We start from the raw sequence: 15,328 nt of genomic DNA, 5'->3' as shown, positions 1-15,328 counted from the left end.
CTACCCAGGGGCGCGGGGAACTGCGCGAGAAGCGGCCACCGGCCGTCAGCCGACGTACGGCCCAGGGGCGCGGGGAACTGCGCGACCAGCCCCGACGAAAGCCGCACCCGACAAGGTCACTTCAGCGCCAGCACCAGCGCATCGCTCGGCGACCGCCAAACATCCCGAGCCTCCCCGAACCCGGCCCCCCGAAGCGCCGAGACATGCCACCCCACAGACGGCGTATCCCCCTCGGCGTGCTCACCGTAGATCTCGAACCGCCGCGCCGTAGGCCCGGCAAGCACCGGATCCGCGGCGGCCAGCGCCCACCAGTCGGCCCAGTCCACGGCCCCGCCGCCCCGGGCCTCCTCCATACGAGCGTGCCGAAGAGCGCGCTCGGCACCATTGATCCGCGGAGTCGAGTCGTCCACCATGTGGTCCGCGTTCATGAACACACCCCCGTCCCGCACGAGCGGGGCGAGCTGACCGTAGAGGACGGCGAGAGGCTCGGCGTGCAGCCAGTGCAGAGCGGTGGCGGTGAGCACGGCGTCGTACGAGTCGTGCGGCAACGCCCGCGTCCAGTCGGGATCCTTGAGGTCGGCGGTGACGAAGGAGACCCGCTCGTCCCCCTCGAACGTGCCGCGCGCGATGGCCAGCAGCGCCGGATCGAGATCGACGCCCACGCTCGTCGCCCGCGGGAACCGCGTGAGCAGCCGGTCCGTGATACTTCCCGTACCGCACGCGAGGTCCAGCACCCGGGGCGCGGTCCCCACACACGCCTCGACCATGTCGAGCATGACCCGGAACCGCTCCTCGCGGTCGGGCATGTACCACTCCTGCTGCCGGTCCCAGCTCTCCTGCCAGGAGCGCCAGTCGATGGTGGTCGGGGTCGTCATGGAAGGCCTCCCGTGCGGGCACCGCGCCCCGCGGTGCGTAATACCCTGAAAGCAGTAGTGAGCATTACGCTCACGCTGGACGACGATAGCCCGCCCCGGTAAGGACTACAAGTGGAACTGGCCTATTACTCGGACTACGCAGTGCGCCTCGTCAACACCGAGGAGCCGGGCCGCGGCAAGGACTCCCTGACCACGGTCGACGCGGTGCGCGACCTCTTCGGCCCCAGCCAGGACGCCGCGCGCCGGGCCACGGACGCCGACCTGACCCGCTTCAGGAGCGTGCGGGGACGGCTGCGCGCGGTGTTCGAGGCGGCCGACGGCGGCGACGAGGAACTCGCCGTGAACCTGCTGAACTCGCTGCTCCTGGAGTTCCCGGTGAGCCCGCAGGTCTCCGGGCACAACCACCGCGACGACGACGGCCGCCCGCTGTGGCACATGCACCTCGCGGATCACCCGTCGAACGCGACCGCGGGATACGCGGCGATCGCCGCGATGGGCCTCGCCTTCCACCTCACGGAGTACGGCGTGGACCGGCTCGGCCTGTGCGAGGCGGCCCCGTGCCGCAACGCCTATCTGGACACGTCCACCAACCGCTCGCGCCGCTACTGCTCGGACCGCTGCGCGACCCGCGCCAACGTCGCCGCCTACCGCGCCCGCAAGCGCCTGGAGGCCGAGGAGCGCGCCGGGCGCACCGAGCGCACGGGACGCACGGCGGAGAACGCCCAGGACAGCACCGCCACGACCGAGCGCTGACCCTCTCCCTCCGCCCACGGCCTGCGGCGCCGCAGCCGCCCGCGCACCCTGGCGAGCACCAGCTCGTCGGGGACCACGCCGTAGACGGTGCTGTCGCCGCCCGCGCCGGCGTTGTCGCCGAGCACCCACCAGCCGCCCTCGCGCCGCTCGGCGATCCGCTTCACGACCAGCAGATCCTGCTGGAACGGATGGCGCAGGATGATCACGTCGCCCGGCCGCACCCGCGCACCGTGCTGCACGAGCAGCCAGTCCCCCGGATACAGGGTGGGCACCATGGAGGGCCCCTCCACCTCGATGAGCTGGAACGGCACCCTGCCCTCCCGCGCTTCCTCCGCCGCCGTCTCGGGCATCAGACAACCTCCCCGGTCCCTTGCGGTCCCATCCTCCACCAGTCCCAGTCTCACCCTGGACTTTTGTCCTAAGCCCCCGGGGGCACCCGAGAAAACCCGTCCTGCACGGAGTAATGTCCCACCTGAGAAGACGATCACGAGGAAGGACAGCTACATGCTTTCCCGCCTGTTCGCCCCCAAGGTGAAGGCCAGCGCCCACTGCGACCTCCCCTGCGGCGTGTACGACCCGGCCCAGGCCCGCATCGAGGCCGAGTCGGTCAAGGCCGTCCAGGAGAAGATGGCGGCCAACGACGACGCGCACTTCCAGGCGCGCGCCACGGTCATCAAGGAGCAGCGAGCGGAGCTCGCCAAGCACCACGTCTCCGTTCTGTGGAGCGACTACTTCAAGCCCCCGCACTTCGAGAAGTACCCGGAGCTGCACCAGCTGGTCAACGACACCCTGAAGGCCCTCTCGGCCGCCAAGGGCTCGACCGACCCGGCCACGGGCCAGAAGGCGCTCGACTACATCGCCCAGATCGACAAGATCTTCTGGGAGACCAAGAAGGCTTGATCCCTGATCATGCCGTTTGACCTGCGTTTTCCTTCTCGCATGGTCTTCCGGTCCGCACCTGGTCCACGGTTCGCCGAGCACGGCGCCCCTGATGGACCAGGTGCGGTCTTCTTTTTCCGGTCCGCCGGATCCGGCTCCGGAGCCCTGAGCGACCATGGGTGGCCACACCGCACACCCACCCGTCCCAGGAGCCCCGCCCATGCCGCGCAGCCCCCGCCCCCGCGTCCTCTACGTCACCGATCTCGCGTACGAGGCCCGTGGCCGCCGCTACTGCGACGAGGACATCTTCCTCACCTCCCGGCTGCGCTCCACCTTCGACCTGGCGCTGTGCCATCCGCTGGACGCGGCCGCTCTGACGGACGACTTCGACGCGGTCGTGGTGCGCAACAGCGGTCCGGTGCTCGGCTACCAGGAGGCGTACGAGGCGTTCCGCGCCCGGGCCCTCGCGCAGGGCACCCTCGTCTACAACCCTCTGAACGGGCGGGGCGACATGGCGGGCAAGCAGTACCTGCTGGACCTGACCGCGCAGGGCCGGCCGGTCATCCCGACCGTCGACCGCCCCGCCGACCTGGGCAAGCTCCCGCAGGCGCCCGCCTACGTGGCGAAGCCGAAGCTGGGCGCGGACTCGATCGGCCTGCGTCGGGTGAGCCCGGCGGAGCTCACCGGACTCCCCTACGACGAGGGCCTGCTGGTGCAGCCCCACATCGACTTCCTCTACGAGGTCTCGTTCTACTTCGTCGACGACGCGCTCCAGTACGCCCTCCACGCGCCCGACCCGGCCCGCCGCTGGGAGCTGCGCCCGTACGAGATCACCGCCGCCGACCGGGAGTTCGCCCGCTCCTTCATCGACTGGAACACGCTCCCGTACGGCATCCAGCGCGTCGACGCCTGCCGTACCCGCGAGGGCGAGCTGCTGCTCGTGGAGCTGGAGGACCTCAACCCGTATCTCTCGCTCGACCTCGTGGACGAGGCGACGCGGGACGCCTTCGTGGCGGCGATGACGGCGTCGGTCCGGACGGCGGTGTCCGTGGGCTAGCCCTGGGCTAGCTCTCCGGCAGGCTCCGTACGACCCGCGCCGGATTGCCCACGGCCACCACGTCCGCGGGCAGATCGCGGGTGACGACGGAGCCCGCGCCGACGACCGTGTTCGCGCCGATGGTGACGCCGGGGCAGACGATGACGCCGCCGCCCAGCCAGACGTTGTCACCGATGGTGATCGGCTTCGCCGCCTCCCACTTGGCGCGGCGCGGTTCCGCAGCGACCGGGTGCGTGGGCGTGAGCAGCTGGACGTTCGGGCCGATCTGGACGTCCTCACCGATCCGGATGGGCGCCACGTCGAGGAACACGGCCCCGTAGTTGACGAAGGTCCGCGCGCCGATGCTGATGTACCGCCCGTAGTCGACGGCGAGCGGCGGCCGTACCACGACGTCCTCGCCCACCTCGCCGAGCAGTTCGCGCAGCAGGGCCCGGCGCGCGGGCAGGTCGGTGACGCTGCTCGCGTTGTACCGCTCGCCCAGTTCGGCGGCGCGCAGCGCGTCCGCCTCCAGCTCGGGGTCGTCGGCGAGGTAGAGGTCGCCGGCGAGCATGCGCTCCTTCTGGCCACGGTCGTCGGGGCGCGGCCAGTCGCGCACCTCGGTCACCGCGGCCACCGGCAACGGGCCGTAGAGGTGCGGGAACCGCTCCCCGCCGGGCACGCCCTCCTCGACCCGCACCGGAACCCCGTCCAGGCGCGCCGGGTCGACGACGAGGACCACCAGTTCGCCCGGGGCGGGATCGGTCCCGTACAGCAGTTCGGCGACCTGGCGCACCTGGTGCGGGAACGAGAAGTGGATGAAGCCGACCTCGGCGAGCGTCCGGCCGCGGGTCGACATCTCGTACGTCCCCGTGGCCCGGGCGCTCTCCCACAGGCGTCGCTCGGTGATGTGCAGCAGCTCGATCATGCCCCCAACGTACGGGGCCGATGGGGTCACCGTGTCCTGTTGTAGCGGCGCACCACGACGCCGTTGCCGAACGTGCGGTTCTCCGTCAGGTCGAACCGGTCGAGGGAGTACGCGCGTCCGCCGAACATCGGCATGCCGCCGCCGAACACCACCGGGTAGGTCTTCAGCACGAGTTCGTCGATCTCGTCCGCGAGCAGCCCGGCGAGCTGCGCGCCGCCGCACAGCCAGATGCCCAGGTCGCCGTCCTCGGCCTTGAGGTCCCGGACCGCGCCGACGACGTCGTCGTGGATCAGCCGCACGTTCGGGTGCGGGGACTCGGTGAGGGTGCGCGTGAGGACGTACTCGCGCAGGTGTCCGTAGGGGCTGGTGAGGCCGAGGTCGAGGCCCACCTGATAGCTGTTGCGGCCCTGGATCACGGTGTCGAACTTCTTGTTCGCGACCCCGTCGAGGCCGAGGGCCTCCCGGCCGGGCGCCGAGACGGTGTCCGGGTACTCGCTGGTGAGGTAGGCGAGGAACTCCTCGTCGACGAACGGCATGAACATGGTGCCGTCGCCGGTGTCGTCTCCGATGAAGCCGTCGATGGACACGGCCACGAAGTACGTGAGCTTGCGCAAGCTGGTCTCTTTCCGCTGGGGACAAGGGAGTTGGGGCGTCGGCCGCCCCGAACCACTTCAGTTATAGTGCTTCATGTGTAGTGGTTGCAAGAGGCTTTCCCGGGTCCGTGAGGTCGGTGGAGCCCACGGAGCCTCTGGAGGAGGAGTCGGAGATGGTGAGGAATCCCGAGCGCAGGGCCGCCCTGGTCGACGCGGCTGTCGAGGTGCTGGCCGCCGAGGGGGCGCGCGGGCTGACCTTCCGCGCGGTGGACACGGCGGCGGGCGTGCCGACGGGCACGGCGTCGAACTACTTCACCAACCGCGACGACCTGCTCCACCAGATCGACGCGTGGCTGCACCAGCGGCTCGCGCCGGACCCGGACGCCGTCGCGGAACTGCTGGCCCGGCCCCGGGACCGGGACCTGGTCACCGCGTTCATGCACAACCTGATGGACCGTGTGGAGCGCGACCGCACCGGGTTCCTCGCGATGATGGAGATGCGCCTGGAGGCGAGCCGCCGCCCGGACCTGCGCGCGTCCCTGATGAACTCGCTCCGCGGCGACCTGGACGAGGCCATCGCCTTCCACACGCAGTCGGAGCTGCCCGGCGGCCCGGAGGAGGTCACCCTCCTCTACCTGGGCATGCGCGGACTCATCCTGGAACACCTGACGATGCCCGGGCTGCTGGACGGCGCGATCCCGGGAGCGAAGGTGCCGGACGACCTGGTGACCCGCCTCGTCGAGCGGATCCTTCCCGAGGGCTGACGGGGCGGTCAGCCGCCCTGCGGCTCGCGCCACATGGGCCACATCGTCGGCCCGTCCGGCAGCTGGAGGGGGCGGTCCATGGCGGCGAAGCCGAGCCGCTCGTACAGGGCGCGGCTGCGCGCGCTGCTGGCCTCCAGGTACGCGGGCCGCCCCGCGCGGTCGCAGCGGTCGAGCACCGGCGCCATCAGCGCGGTGCCGAGCCCCTCGCCCTGCCGCTCCGGCGCGACGCCGATCATCCAGAGGTAGGTGTGCGCCCGCCCCTGGGGGTGCACCTCGTCCAGCAGGCGGGCGATCTCCTCGATCCGCGCGTTGTCCGGATCGACGGCCTCCCGCACCTGGGCGGGCCCGTCCTCGTCACCGGCGTCGTGCGGCTCGCCCGGCACGTCCATCCACAGCGCGACGGCTGAACCGTCCTCCAGCAGATCGACATACCCCCCGGACCCCTCGGCGAGCGTCGCATCGGTGAACGCCCCCATCAGCCCCGCGTGCCGGACCCGCCGGTATTCGGCACCGGGAAACACCCAGCCGCTGACCGGATCATCCATGAACGCACGATCGAGCAGCCCGACGATCCGCTCCCGATCCTCCAGCCCCGCCCGCAGAACCCGCACCCCCACACCCGCCCCCACTCAACTCACCTTCGCTACAGGCCCGTTGGCACCCTAAACGATCAGCCCCCTCAACGCACACAAAGCCCCTCAGGGGCGCGGGGAACTGCGCGAGAAGCGGCCACCGTCCCGCACACGAAGAACAACCCAGGGGCCCGAGGAACTGCGCGAGAAGCCCCACAGACCGGCACCCGACCGACTACCCAGGGGCGCGAGGAACTGCGCGAGAAGCCCCATTGGCCGGCACCCGACCGACTACCCAGGGGCGCGGGGAACTGCGCGAGAAGCGGCCACCGCCCCGCACACGAAGAACACCCCAGGGGCGCGAGGAACTGCGCGAGAAGCCCCACCGGCCGGCACCCGACCGGCTACCCAGGGGCGCGGGGAACTGCGCACCCAGCCACACCCCACCCGCACCCCACACCGAACAGCACCCGGCACCCACCCCGAACGGCGGCCCACCACACAGCAGGCCGCCGAACAACCCCGCCCCAAGCGGAGCGCTACCGTTCTCTACGGGTGACGAACTCCGCCAGCGACAACAACCCTCCCGCCACCTCCGGCCCCGGCACGGCCCGCTGCAACTCGGCCACGGCCCGCGCCATCTGATCGGCAGCCTGCGCCTGCGCCCAGTCCCGCCCGCCGGCCCGCTCGACGGCGAGCGCGATCGCCTCGATGTCGGCCGGCCCCTCCTCCCCCGGACCCGGCGGCCCGTACCGCGCGGCCAGCTCGTCCGCCGCCGGCCCGCCGGAGGCCAGCGCCGCGACGACCGGCAGGGACTTCTTGCGGACGACCAGATCGGCGCCCGCCGGCTTCCCGGTACGGGCCGGGTCGCCCCAGATCCCGATGACATCGTCGATCAGCTGGAAGGCAAGCCCCGCGGCCCGCCCGAACGCGTCCAGCGCCGCGACCTCCTCCTCCCCCGCTCCGGCGTACAGCCCGCCGAGCGCACAGGCGCAGCCGAGCAGCGCCCCGGTCTTGGCCTCCGCCATGGCCAGCGTCTCCGCGAGGCTGGTCTCCGCCGGATCGCGGCGCTCCAGGGCGACATCGGCGGCCTGGCCCGCGCACAGCTCCACGACGCAGGAGGCGAGCCGGGCCATCGCGGCGCAGGCCACCGGATTCCCGTCCTCCACGAGCAGCCGCTGTGCCTGGGCCTGCAACGCGTCGCCGGTGAGGATCGCGTCCGCGTCACCGAACACCGCCCACGCGGTGGGCCGGTGTCTGCGGGTGGCGTCGCGGTCCATCACGTCGTCGTGCAGCAACGAGAAGTTGTGCGTCAGCTCGACGGCGGCCGCGGCCGGCACCGCCTGCTCCGTCCGCCCGCCGAGAGCGCGCGCCGCGGCGAGCACCAGGGCCGGCCGCACCGCCTTGCCGGCGTGCCCGACCGCCGGTGTGCCGTCCGCGTGCTCCCACCCGAAGTGGTAGAGGGCGACGCGGCGTATGGACCCCGGCAGGGCCTCGACGGCCCGCCGGAGCACGGGGTCGACCGACGCCCTGGCCTGCGCCAGGATCGTCGCGGCTTCCTGGGCCTCGGGCGGCTGCACCGTGTTCGCGGTCTCCGTCGTCTGGGTCACGGGCTCACCCGGGAGCGGCCGGTGACGAGCGCGCGGTGCCCGGCCGCGTACTCCCGCGGTGTCCCCGCCCGGGCGGGCGGGGACACGGCACACCGGGTGCGGCTCGTCACCGCCACCGGCCGATCTCGACGTTCTCCAGGACTCCCAGCGCGTCGGGCACCAGGACCGCCGCCGAGTAGTACGTGGTCACCAGGTACGAGATGATCGCCTGCTCGCTGATGCCCATGAACCGCACCGACAGGCTCGGCTCGATCTCGTCCGGGATGCCGGACTGCCGCAGACCGATGACGCCCTGCTCCTCCAGACCCGTACGCATACAGATGATGGACGTGGTCCGCGCGTCGCTGATCGGGATCTTCCCGCACGGGTAGATCGGCACCCCGCGCCAGGTCGGGATGCGGTGCCCGCCGACGTCGATGCTCTCCGGGACCAGCCCCCGCTTGTTGCACTCGCGGCCGAACGCGGCGATCGCCTTGGGGTGCGCCAGGAACACCTTGGAGCCGCGCCGCCTGCTGAGCAGCTCGTCCATGTCGTCGGGGCTGGGCACACCGTCGTGCGGCTGCAGCCGCTGGTCGTACTCGCAGTTGTTGAGCAGGCCGAACTCCCGGTTGTTGACCAGCTCGTGCTCCTGGCGCTCCTTCAACGCCTCGACGGTCAGGCGGAGCTGGTGCTCCGTCTGGTTCATCGGCTGGTTGTAGAGGTCGGCCACGCGCGTGTGGATGCGCAGTACGGTCTGGGCGACGCTCAGTTCGTACTCGCGCGGCGCCGCGTCGTAGTCGACGAACGTGCCCGGCAGGACGGCCTCGCCGACATGGCCGGCCGAGAGGTCGATCTCCTTCTCCCCGTAGTGGTTCGACCGCTGCTCCGGCACCGAGCGCAGCTGCTGGAGATGGTCGCGCAGGGCTTCCGACCGCTCGGCGACCTGCTCCAGGTCGCGGCGCGGCAGGACGAGGACGGTGCACGCGGTGGCCGCGCGTGCCGTGTACTCCCAGATGCCCTCCTCGTCGAGCAGGGCCTGCTCGCCGAAGTACGCGCCGTCGGCGAGGACGCCGAGCACCGCGTCGTCGCCGTACGGGCCCGTGCCGACCTTCTCCACACGGCCGTGCGCGAGGAGGAACACCTCGTCCGCCTGGCTGCCGAACGAGGCGAGCACGTCACCGGCGGCGAACTCGCGCTGCGCGCACCGCTGGGCCAGCTCGCCGAGGACGTCGGGGTCCTCGAAGTCGCGCAGCGCGGGCAGCTCCCCCAGCTCGGCGGGGATGACCCGGACGTCGTCCCCGGTCTTCACGAAGGTGATCCGCCCGTCACCCACCGAGTAGCTCAGCCTGCGGTTCACCCGGTACGTACCGCCCTGGACATCCACCCACGGCAGTGTCCTCAGCAGCCAGCGGGAGCTGATCTCCTGCATCTGCGGGGCGGACTTGGTGGTGGTGGCCAGATTCCGCGCGGCGGATGTGCCGAGGCTCTTCTGTCCCCCCGAGCCCGCCTGGTCCGCACGGACCTCTTCGCCTACCGACATCGCTTTGCCTCCCGATCACGAACCGACCTGCGGGGGGAAAGCCTTCCAGCACAGCGAGTGGCGACGCCATTACACGAATGAGGGGGAATGGACCGGCCCGACACGGGGCATGGGCGGCTCGTTTCGTACACGACGTTGCTCCGTACCGCCGATTTCCGGAACTCGAAGATCCCGGTGCGCGTTGATCGGGGAACGGCTTCCCACACGACTCCGGCAGAACCGACAGAAGAGGTGACCCCCATGGCGGGCTTCCTGGACAAGGCCAAGGAACAGGCGCAGCGCGGGCTGACGCAGGGCAAGCAGAAGCTGGACGAGGTGCAGGCGCAGCGTGCGGGCGGCGACCTGCTGAAGAAGCTGGGCGCGGCGTACTACGCGGAGCGCTCGGGCACCGGCAGCCCCGAGGCCACGCAGACGGCGCTGCGCGCACTGGAGGCGCACATCGCGACGAACGGGGACGGGTTCCTGCACAGCTGACCTCGGCTCGGGGTGGGACGCTCCGCTGTCCGGAACAGCTCGCACGGAATACGAACGAGTAGTCCGTGCCGGGCTGTTGTGGGTAAAAGCAGCGGTACGAGACGGCCCGCGGGAGGCGGCCGTCCATCCCGCGAAGGAGTCGGTCATGGCCCCACCCATGTCCGCGGCCAGTTTTCTCGCCGTTCTGAAGGACGAAGGCCTGACAGTGGTCGAAGTCGGCGACTGGCAGCACCACAACCGCAACAGCAAGGGCGCCTGGGGCCCGGTGAACGGGGTGATGATCCATCACACCGTCACCCAGGGCAGCGCGGCGACGGTCCGCGTCTGCCGCGACGGGCACACGGACCTGCCGGGCCCGCTCTGCCACGGCGTGATCACCAAGGACGGCCGTGTCCACCTGGTGGGCTACGGCCGGGCGAACCACGCGGGGCTCGGTGACGACGACGTGCTGCGCGCGGTGATCGCGGAGAAGGCGCTCCCGCACGACAACGAGGCGAACACGGACGGCAACAGCCGCTTCTACGGTTTCGAGTGCGAGAACCTCGGCGACGGCGAGGACCCGTGGCCGGATGCCCAGCTGACGGCCATCGAGAAGGTGTCCGCGGCGATCTGCCGCCACCACGGGTGGACGGAGCGGTCCGTCATCGGCCACCTGGAGTGGCAGCCCGGGAAGATCGACCCGAAGGGCTTCACGATGGCCTGGCTGCGCGAGCGCGTCCGGGACCGGCTGAAGTAGGCCGCGACGGCGGGCACCCGGACACATGTCCGACAATGGCCGGGTGCCCCGCCCGCTCCTCGCCGACCTGAGCCCCCGACTGCCGTCGCCCCTGACGGAGATCGACGACGACCGCTTCGCCCGCCACGGCGTGCGCGTCCTCCTCAAGCGGGACGACCTGATCCACCCGGATCTGATCGGCAACAAGTGGCGCAAACTCGCCCCGAACCTGGAGGCGGCACGGGGCCGCCCGCTCGTCACGTTCGGCGGCGCGTACTCCAACCATCTGCGGGCCACGGCCGCGGCCGGCCGTCTCCTGGGCATCGCCACGACCGGCATCGTCCGCGGCGACGAGCTGGCCGGCCGCCCCCTCAATCCGTCGCTGGCCCGCTGTGCCGCGGACGGCATGCGGCTGCACTTCGTCGACAGATCGGCGTATCGGCACAAGGAGGATCCGGCCACGCTCACCGCGCTCCTCGAAGCGGCCGGCGCCCGGGACGCGTACGTGGTCCCCGAGGGCGGCAGCAACGCGCTCGCCGTCCGGGGCTGCGCGGCCCTGGGCCGTGAACTGCGCGGCCGGGCCGATGTCGTCGCCCTCGCCTGCGGCACCGGCGGCACCCTGGCGGGTCTGGCCGCGGGCCTCGCCCCCGACCAGCGCGCCCTCGGCGTCGCCGTCCTCAAGGGCGGTTTCCTCACCGCCGAGGTCCACGCCCTCCAGGAGGCCGCGTTCGGCGGTGTCCGCGGCAGCTGGCAGGTGGCGGACGGCTTCCATTTCGGCGGCTACGCACGCGTGCCCGCCGAGCTGAGGGCGTTCGCCGAGGACTTCGGGCAGCTGCACGGCGTCCCCGTGGAGCACCTGTACGTCGCCAAGATGCTCCACGCTCTCGTCGCACTCACCCGGAGCGGTGCGTTCCGCACCGGCACGACGATCGCGGCGGTCGTCACGGGCGCACCCCAGTAGCCCCCGGTCCACTCAGTCGTCGACCTCCCGGTAGGCCGTGGCCTCCTCCAGGTCCAGCTTGCGCAGCAGCGTCCGCATCATCTCGTCGTCGATGCGCCGCTCGTCGCGCAGCCGTACGAACACCTCGCGCTCGGCGGCGATCGCCTCCCGCGCGAGCCGCCGGTAGGTGTCGTCGGCGGACTCACCGGTCACCGGGTTCGGCTGGCCGAGCCGCTCCCACACGGAGTTGCGGCGCCGCTCCAGAACGGTGTGCAGGCGGTCCTGGAGGGCCTGTGGGAGGCGGTTGCGCTCGTCGCGCATCAGGTCGTCCACCCGCTCCTCCGCGGCCGTCGAGGCGGTGTTCTGGGCCTGCGCCTCGACCAGCGTCTCGGCCTGCACGTCCCGTCCGGGCAGCTTCAGCGCCTTGATGAGCGGCGGCAGCGAGAGCCCCTGCACGACGAGCGTGCCGATGACCGTCGTGAACGTCAGGAAGAGCACCAGGTTGCGGGCGGGGAACTCCTCCCCGCTGTCCGTCACGAGCGGGATCGAGAAGGCGATGGCCAGCGACACCACGCCCCGCATCCCGGCCCAGCTCACGATGAGCGGTTTGCGCCAGTCCACGTCGTCCTCGCGCTCACGCGCGCGCGGGGAGATCCACCACGGCAGGTAGGTCGCGGGGTAGGACCACACGAAGCGCACCACGACCACGAGGAGGAACACCCCGACCGCGTACCAGACGGCCTGCGCGACGCTGTACTCGCCGAGGCCGCCGAGGACCACGCGCAATTGCAGCCCGATGAGCGCGAAGACCGACGACTCCAGGATGAAGGCGACGACCTTCCACACCGCCGCCTCCTGGAGCCGTGTCTCGAAGTCGACCTGCCACGACCGGTGCCCCAGGTAGAGCGCGACGGTCACCACGGCGAGCACTCCGGACGCCCCCACCTGTTCGGCCGCGGCGTACGCGACGAAGGGGATGAGCAGGGAGAGCGTGTTCTGCAGCAGCGCTTCCTTCAGGTGCGTGCGCAACCAGTGCAGCGGCACCATCAGCAGCAGCCCGACACCCACCCCGCCGACGGCCGCCACCAGGAACTCCCGGATGCCGCCCGCCCAGCTGGCCCCCTCCCCCACGGCGGCGGCGAGCGCCACCTTGTAGGCGGTGATCGCGGTCGCGTCGTTCACCAGCGACTCGCCCTGGAGGATGGTCGTGATCCGCGAGGGCAGCCCCACCCGCCGGGCGATCGCCGTGGCCGCCACGGCGTCGGGCGGCGCGATCACCGCCCCCAGGACGAGCGCGGCGGTCAGCGGCAGATCGGGGATCAGCTCGTACGCGAGCCAGCCCACGGCCACCGTGGCGAACAGGACGTACCCCACGGACAGCAGCGCCACGGGCCTGATGTTGGCCCGCAGGTCGAGGTACGAGCTCTCCAGGGCCGCGGTGTGCAGCAGGGGCGGCAGGATCAGCGGCAGCACGATGTGCGGGTCGAGCGCGTACTGCGGGATCCCCGGCACATAGGAGGCCGCCAGACCGGCCGCGACCAGCAGGAGGGGCGCCGGCACCGGAGTCCTGCGCGCCGCACCCGCCACCGCGGCACTCACCGCGACCAGTCCCACCAGCGGCAATACGTCCATGGCCCGCCCTTCGCCCTACGTGATCACGCCACCCGTCGTAACCTGGCCATCATGAACGAGTGCCCGCACGTCGACACGCTGCCGCACCCCGAGCCGGACGCTCTGAGCGAGACCTGTCTGGAGTGTCTGGCCGTCGGCAGTCACCCTGTGCAACTGCGGCTGTGTCTGGTCTGCGGCCACGTCGGCTGCTGCGACTCGTCGCCCTACAAGCACGCCACGGAGCACTTCAAGGAGACCGGGCACCCGGTGATGCGCACCTTCGAGCCTGGTGAGAGCTGGCGCTGGTGCTTCGTGGACACTGCACTCGTCTGATCCACGGCGGCATCGGGATTCGACCGGCGGGCACCTGGGTACGTCAACCCGGCGCCCCCTCTTTCCAATTGGGCCCGCACACCCTCTAGCCACTGTCCGTGCCCGTGGGCTTACTATGAGTGACAGCAATGGGCCGGGGGTCCCCGGGACAGGAAAGTCGGGCGCGCGGTAGCGTCACCGCAGATATATGTGGCGTGTCACCCGGGGGACGACACCTCCGGAGCCCGAAAGTGCTTGTACCACCTTGGAGGTGAGGGTGTCCCAGTTTGCAGGCGAGCCCGGGAATCAGGACTTCGTGGAAGTCCGGCTGCCGGCTGCGGGTGCCTACCTGTCGGTGCTGCGGACGGCCACGGCCGGCCTCGCGGCGCGTTTGGACTTCACCCTGGACGAGATCGAAGACCTGCGCATCGCGGTCGACGAGGCCTGCGCGATCCTGCTCCAGCAGGCCGTCGCCGGCTCCGTTCTCAGCTGTGTGTTCCGTCTGGTCGACGACTCACTGGAGGTGACGGTCTCCGCGCCGACCACCGACGGCCGGGCCCCGGAGCGCGACACCTTCGCATGGACGGTGCTCTCGGCCCTCGCGGGCCAGGTCGACTCGTCAGTGGCCGAGGACAACACCGTCTCGATCAGCCTCTACAAGAAGCGCGGCGCGGGCCCCGGCCCGGCGTGATGAACGGGGAAGGTCCGGTGCGGGACGACAAACGCGGCACACGGGATCTCCCGGCCGACGGCTCGGGCGGGATGCGACGGCTGACCACCGCCATTCCCGAACAGCAGGCCAGGCCACATCCGGAAGACCGGGCGGACCCGGCGACGAGGGCGTCACAGCAAGCAGCACCGACCACCGGGGCCGACGTTCGCGGGGGTTCAGGGGGATCGGACGCGCGACGGGCGGGATTGATGAGCGACCACGAGCGACACGGCGAGCAGCACGGCCGGCGCGATCCGCAGGACCGCAGTGGTGCACGCGCGATGTTCATCGAGCTGCGCACCCTGAAGGACGGCAGCACCGAGTACGCGGAGCTGCGCAATCAGCTCGTGCGCATGCATCTGCCGCTGGTCGAGCACCTGGCGCGCCGCTTCCGCAACCGCGGCGAGCCGCTGGACGACCTCACGCAGGTCGCGACGATCGGTCTGATCAAGTCGGTGGACCGGTTCGACCCGGAGCGCGGCGTGGAGTTCTCCACGTACGCGACTCCGACCGTCGTCGGCGAGATCAAGCGGCACTTCCGCGACAAGGGCTGGGCGGTGCGCGTCCCGCGCCGCCTCCAGGAACTGCGGCTGGCCCTGACGACGGCGACGGCCGAGCTGTCCCAGATGCACGGCCGCTCCCCCACGGTCCATGAGCTGGCCGAGAAGCTGGCCATCTCCGAGGAGGAGGTCCTGGAGGGCCTGGAGTCGGCGAACGCGTACTCCACGCTGTCCCTGGACGTCCCCGACACGGACGACGAGTCCCCGGCGGTCGCCGACACCCTGGGCGCCGAGGACGAGGCGCTGGAGGGCGTCGAGTACCGGGAGTCGCTCAAGCCGCTTCTGGAGGACCTGCCGCCGCGTGAGAAGCGCATCCTGCTGCTGCGCTTCTTCGGGAACATGACGCAGTCGCAGATCGCCCAGGAGGTCGGCATCTCCCAGATGCACGTGTCCCGCCTCCTCGCGCGCACGCTGGCGCAGCTGCGGGAGCGGCTCCTCGTGGAGGAGTGAGCGCGCGTGGTCCACGTGTGGGAAGGCG

The 15,328-nt window shown here is 71.3% G+C and carries 18 protein-coding genes and 1 pseudogene; 10 read left to right on the top strand and 9 right to left on the bottom strand.

What is annotated here, in order from left to right; genetic code table 11:
• Positions 1 to 116 precede the first annotated feature (116 nt).
• The gene (locus ABII15_RS25835) at positions 117 to 875 is read right to left on the bottom strand and encodes a class I SAM-dependent methyltransferase (protein ID WP_353944669.1); all 759 of its coding nucleotides are present in this window, start codon (positions 873 to 875) and stop codon (positions 117 to 119) included.
• A gap of 111 nt (positions 876 to 986) precedes the next feature.
• On the opposite strand from ABII15_RS25835, the gene ABII15_RS25830 reads away from it, so the two are divergent.
• The gene (locus ABII15_RS25830) at positions 987 to 1,628 is read left to right on the top strand and encodes a CGNR zinc finger domain-containing protein (RefSeq protein WP_353944668.1); all 642 of its coding nucleotides are present in this window, start codon (positions 987 to 989) and stop codon (positions 1,626 to 1,628) included.
• Here ABII15_RS25830 and sodX read toward each other — a convergent pair.
• Positions 1,520 to 1,978: a nickel-type superoxide dismutase maturation protease gene (gene sodX, locus ABII15_RS25825; protein WP_353944667.1), complete on the bottom strand. Its 459-nt coding sequence runs from the start codon at positions 1,976 to 1,978 to the stop codon at positions 1,520 to 1,522. The two genes, ABII15_RS25830 and sodX, sit on opposite strands and share 109 nt — an antisense overlap.
• Before the next feature lie 154 nt (positions 1,979 to 2,132).
• On the opposite strand from sodX, the gene sodN reads away from it, so the two are divergent.
• The gene (gene sodN / locus ABII15_RS25820) at positions 2,133 to 2,528 is read left to right on the top strand and encodes a superoxide dismutase, Ni (protein ID WP_111666332.1); all 396 of its coding nucleotides are present in this window, start codon (positions 2,133 to 2,135) and stop codon (positions 2,526 to 2,528) included.
• Positions 2,529 to 2,727: 199 nt separating this feature from the next.
• Positions 2,728 to 3,564 (top strand): hypothetical protein, encoded by an 837-nt coding sequence (locus ABII15_RS25815; protein ID WP_353944666.1) that lies wholly within the window; start codon positions 2,728 to 2,730, stop codon positions 3,562 to 3,564.
• Positions 3,565 to 3,571: 7 nt separating this feature from the next.
• Here the strand turns inward: ABII15_RS25815 and ABII15_RS25810 are convergent, their stop codons facing one another.
• The 3 genes and pseudogenes from ABII15_RS25810 to ABII15_RS25800 form a co-directional block, all read right to left on the bottom strand.
• A complete protein-coding gene (locus ABII15_RS25810; protein ID WP_353947199.1) occupies positions 3,572 to 4,114 on the bottom strand; it encodes a sugar O-acetyltransferase in 543 nt (180 codons plus the stop codon).
• A gap of 33 nt (positions 4,115 to 4,147) precedes the next feature.
• Positions 4,148 to 4,468 (bottom strand): annotated as a pseudogene (locus tag ABII15_RS25805) (DUF952 domain-containing protein); the annotation flags it as partial.
• 26 nt (positions 4,469 to 4,494) lie between these two features.
• A complete protein-coding gene (locus tag ABII15_RS25800; protein ID WP_353944665.1) occupies positions 4,495 to 5,082 on the bottom strand; it encodes a dihydrofolate reductase family protein in 588 nt (195 codons plus the stop codon).
• 152 nt (positions 5,083 to 5,234) lie between these two features.
• Here ABII15_RS25800 and ABII15_RS25795 point away from each other — a divergent pair, with 152 nt between their 5' ends.
• Entirely contained in the window at positions 5,235 to 5,825 is a 591-nt protein-coding gene (locus ABII15_RS25795; protein ID WP_353944664.1) for a TetR family transcriptional regulator, read from the top strand.
• An 8-nt stretch (positions 5,826 to 5,833) separates the two neighbouring features.
• Here the strand turns inward: ABII15_RS25795 and ABII15_RS25790 are convergent, their stop codons facing one another.
• The 3 genes from ABII15_RS25790 to ABII15_RS25780 form a co-directional block, all read right to left on the bottom strand.
• On the bottom strand, positions 5,834 to 6,442 hold the full coding sequence (locus ABII15_RS25790; protein WP_353947198.1) for a GNAT family N-acetyltransferase: 609 nt from the start codon (positions 6,440 to 6,442) through the stop codon (positions 5,834 to 5,836).
• 494 nt (positions 6,443 to 6,936) lie between these two features.
• Positions 6,937 to 8,007, bottom strand: coding sequence for a family 2 encapsulin nanocompartment cargo protein polyprenyl transferase (locus ABII15_RS25785; protein WP_353944663.1), 1,071 nt, complete (start codon positions 8,005 to 8,007; stop codon positions 6,937 to 6,939).
• Positions 8,008 to 8,113: 106 nt separating this feature from the next.
• Entirely contained in the window at positions 8,114 to 9,526 is a 1,413-nt protein-coding gene (locus ABII15_RS25780; RefSeq protein ID WP_353944662.1) for a family 2B encapsulin nanocompartment shell protein, read from the bottom strand.
• A 240-nt stretch (positions 9,527 to 9,766) separates the two neighbouring features.
• Between ABII15_RS25780 and ABII15_RS25775 the strand changes: the two genes are divergently transcribed.
• From ABII15_RS25775 to ABII15_RS25765, 3 genes are all read left to right on the top strand, one after another.
• Entirely contained in the window at positions 9,767 to 10,000 is a 234-nt protein-coding gene (locus tag ABII15_RS25775; protein ID WP_111666338.1) for a hypothetical protein, read from the top strand.
• A gap of 145 nt (positions 10,001 to 10,145) precedes the next feature.
• On the top strand, positions 10,146 to 10,736 hold the full coding sequence (locus ABII15_RS25770; RefSeq protein ID WP_353944661.1) for an N-acetylmuramoyl-L-alanine amidase: 591 nt from the start codon (positions 10,146 to 10,148) through the stop codon (positions 10,734 to 10,736).
• Positions 10,737 to 10,761: 25 nt separating this feature from the next.
• Complete coding sequence (locus ABII15_RS25765) at positions 10,762 to 11,676, top strand: pyridoxal-phosphate dependent enzyme (protein WP_353944660.1); 915 nt, start codon at positions 10,762 to 10,764, stop codon at positions 11,674 to 11,676.
• A 12-nt stretch (positions 11,677 to 11,688) separates the two neighbouring features.
• Here ABII15_RS25765 and ABII15_RS25760 read toward each other — a convergent pair whose 3' ends face one another.
• Positions 11,689 to 13,287, bottom strand: coding sequence for a Na+/H+ antiporter (locus ABII15_RS25760; RefSeq protein WP_353944659.1), 1,599 nt, complete (start codon positions 13,285 to 13,287; stop codon positions 11,689 to 11,691).
• Positions 13,288 to 13,338: 51 nt separating this feature from the next.
• On the opposite strand from ABII15_RS25760, the gene ABII15_RS25755 reads away from it, so the two are divergent.
• The 3 genes from ABII15_RS25755 to ABII15_RS25745 all read left to right on the top strand — a co-directional run bounded on the left by ABII15_RS25755 (position 13,339) and on the right by ABII15_RS25745 (position 15,300).
• Positions 13,339 to 13,599 carry a UBP-type zinc finger domain-containing protein gene (locus ABII15_RS25755; protein ID WP_353944658.1) on the top strand — a complete coding sequence of 87 codons (261 nt, stop codon included), beginning with the start codon at positions 13,339 to 13,341 and terminating at the stop codon, positions 13,597 to 13,599.
• Positions 13,600 to 13,855: 256 nt separating this feature from the next.
• On the top strand, positions 13,856 to 14,269 hold the full coding sequence (locus tag ABII15_RS25750; protein WP_207827272.1) for an anti-sigma regulatory factor: 414 nt from the start codon (positions 13,856 to 13,858) through the stop codon (positions 14,267 to 14,269).
• Complete coding sequence (locus ABII15_RS25745; RefSeq protein WP_353944657.1) at positions 14,266 to 15,300, top strand: RNA polymerase sigma factor SigF; 1,035 nt, start codon at positions 14,266 to 14,268, stop codon at positions 15,298 to 15,300. Before ABII15_RS25750 ends, ABII15_RS25745 begins: the two co-directional genes overlap by 4 nt.
• Positions 15,301 to 15,328 lie beyond the last annotated feature (28 nt).

The sequence above is a fragment of the Streptomyces sp. HUAS MG91 genome (assembly GCF_040529335.1).
GTDB lineage: Bacteria > Actinomycetota > Actinomycetes > Streptomycetales > Streptomycetaceae > Streptomyces > Streptomyces tabacisoli.
This window is presented reverse-complemented; position numbering and strand designations above follow the sequence as displayed.

What these genes read in the sequence shown, in the direction of transcription:
- sodX (WP_353944667.1), bottom strand. Translation starts at nt 1,978, where the DNA reads ATGCCCGAGACGGCGGCGGAGGAAGCGCGGGAGGGCAGGGTGCCGTTC.
- ABII15_RS25835 (WP_353944669.1), bottom strand. Translation starts at nt 875, where the DNA reads ATGACGACCCCGACCACCATCGACTGGCGCTCCTGGCAGGAGAGCTGG.
- ABII15_RS25810 (WP_353947199.1), bottom strand. Translation starts at nt 4,114, where the DNA reads ATGCTCGCCGGCGACCTCTACCTCGCCGACGACCCCGAGCTGGAGGCG.
- ABII15_RS25755 (WP_353944658.1), top strand. Translation starts at nt 13,339, where the DNA reads ATGAACGAGTGCCCGCACGTCGACACGCTGCCGCACCCCGAGCCGGAC.
- ABII15_RS25760 (WP_353944659.1), bottom strand. Translation starts at nt 13,287, where the DNA reads ATGGACGTATTGCCGCTGGTGGGACTGGTCGCGGTGAGTGCCGCGGTG.
- ABII15_RS25765 (WP_353944660.1), top strand. Translation starts at nt 10,762, where the DNA reads ATGTCCGACAATGGCCGGGTGCCCCGCCCGCTCCTCGCCGACCTGAGC.
- ABII15_RS25780 (WP_353944662.1), bottom strand. Translation starts at nt 9,526, where the DNA reads ATGTCGGTAGGCGAAGAGGTCCGTGCGGACCAGGCGGGCTCGGGGGGA.
- ABII15_RS25770 (WP_353944661.1), top strand. Translation starts at nt 10,146, where the DNA reads ATGGCCCCACCCATGTCCGCGGCCAGTTTTCTCGCCGTTCTGAAGGAC.
- ABII15_RS25775 (WP_111666338.1), top strand. Translation starts at nt 9,767, where the DNA reads ATGGCGGGCTTCCTGGACAAGGCCAAGGAACAGGCGCAGCGCGGGCTG.
- sodN (WP_111666332.1), top strand. Translation starts at nt 2,133, where the DNA reads ATGCTTTCCCGCCTGTTCGCCCCCAAGGTGAAGGCCAGCGCCCACTGC.
- ABII15_RS25815 (WP_353944666.1), top strand. Translation starts at nt 2,728, where the DNA reads ATGCCGCGCAGCCCCCGCCCCCGCGTCCTCTACGTCACCGATCTCGCG.
- ABII15_RS25795 (WP_353944664.1), top strand. Translation starts at nt 5,235, where the DNA reads ATGGTGAGGAATCCCGAGCGCAGGGCCGCCCTGGTCGACGCGGCTGTC.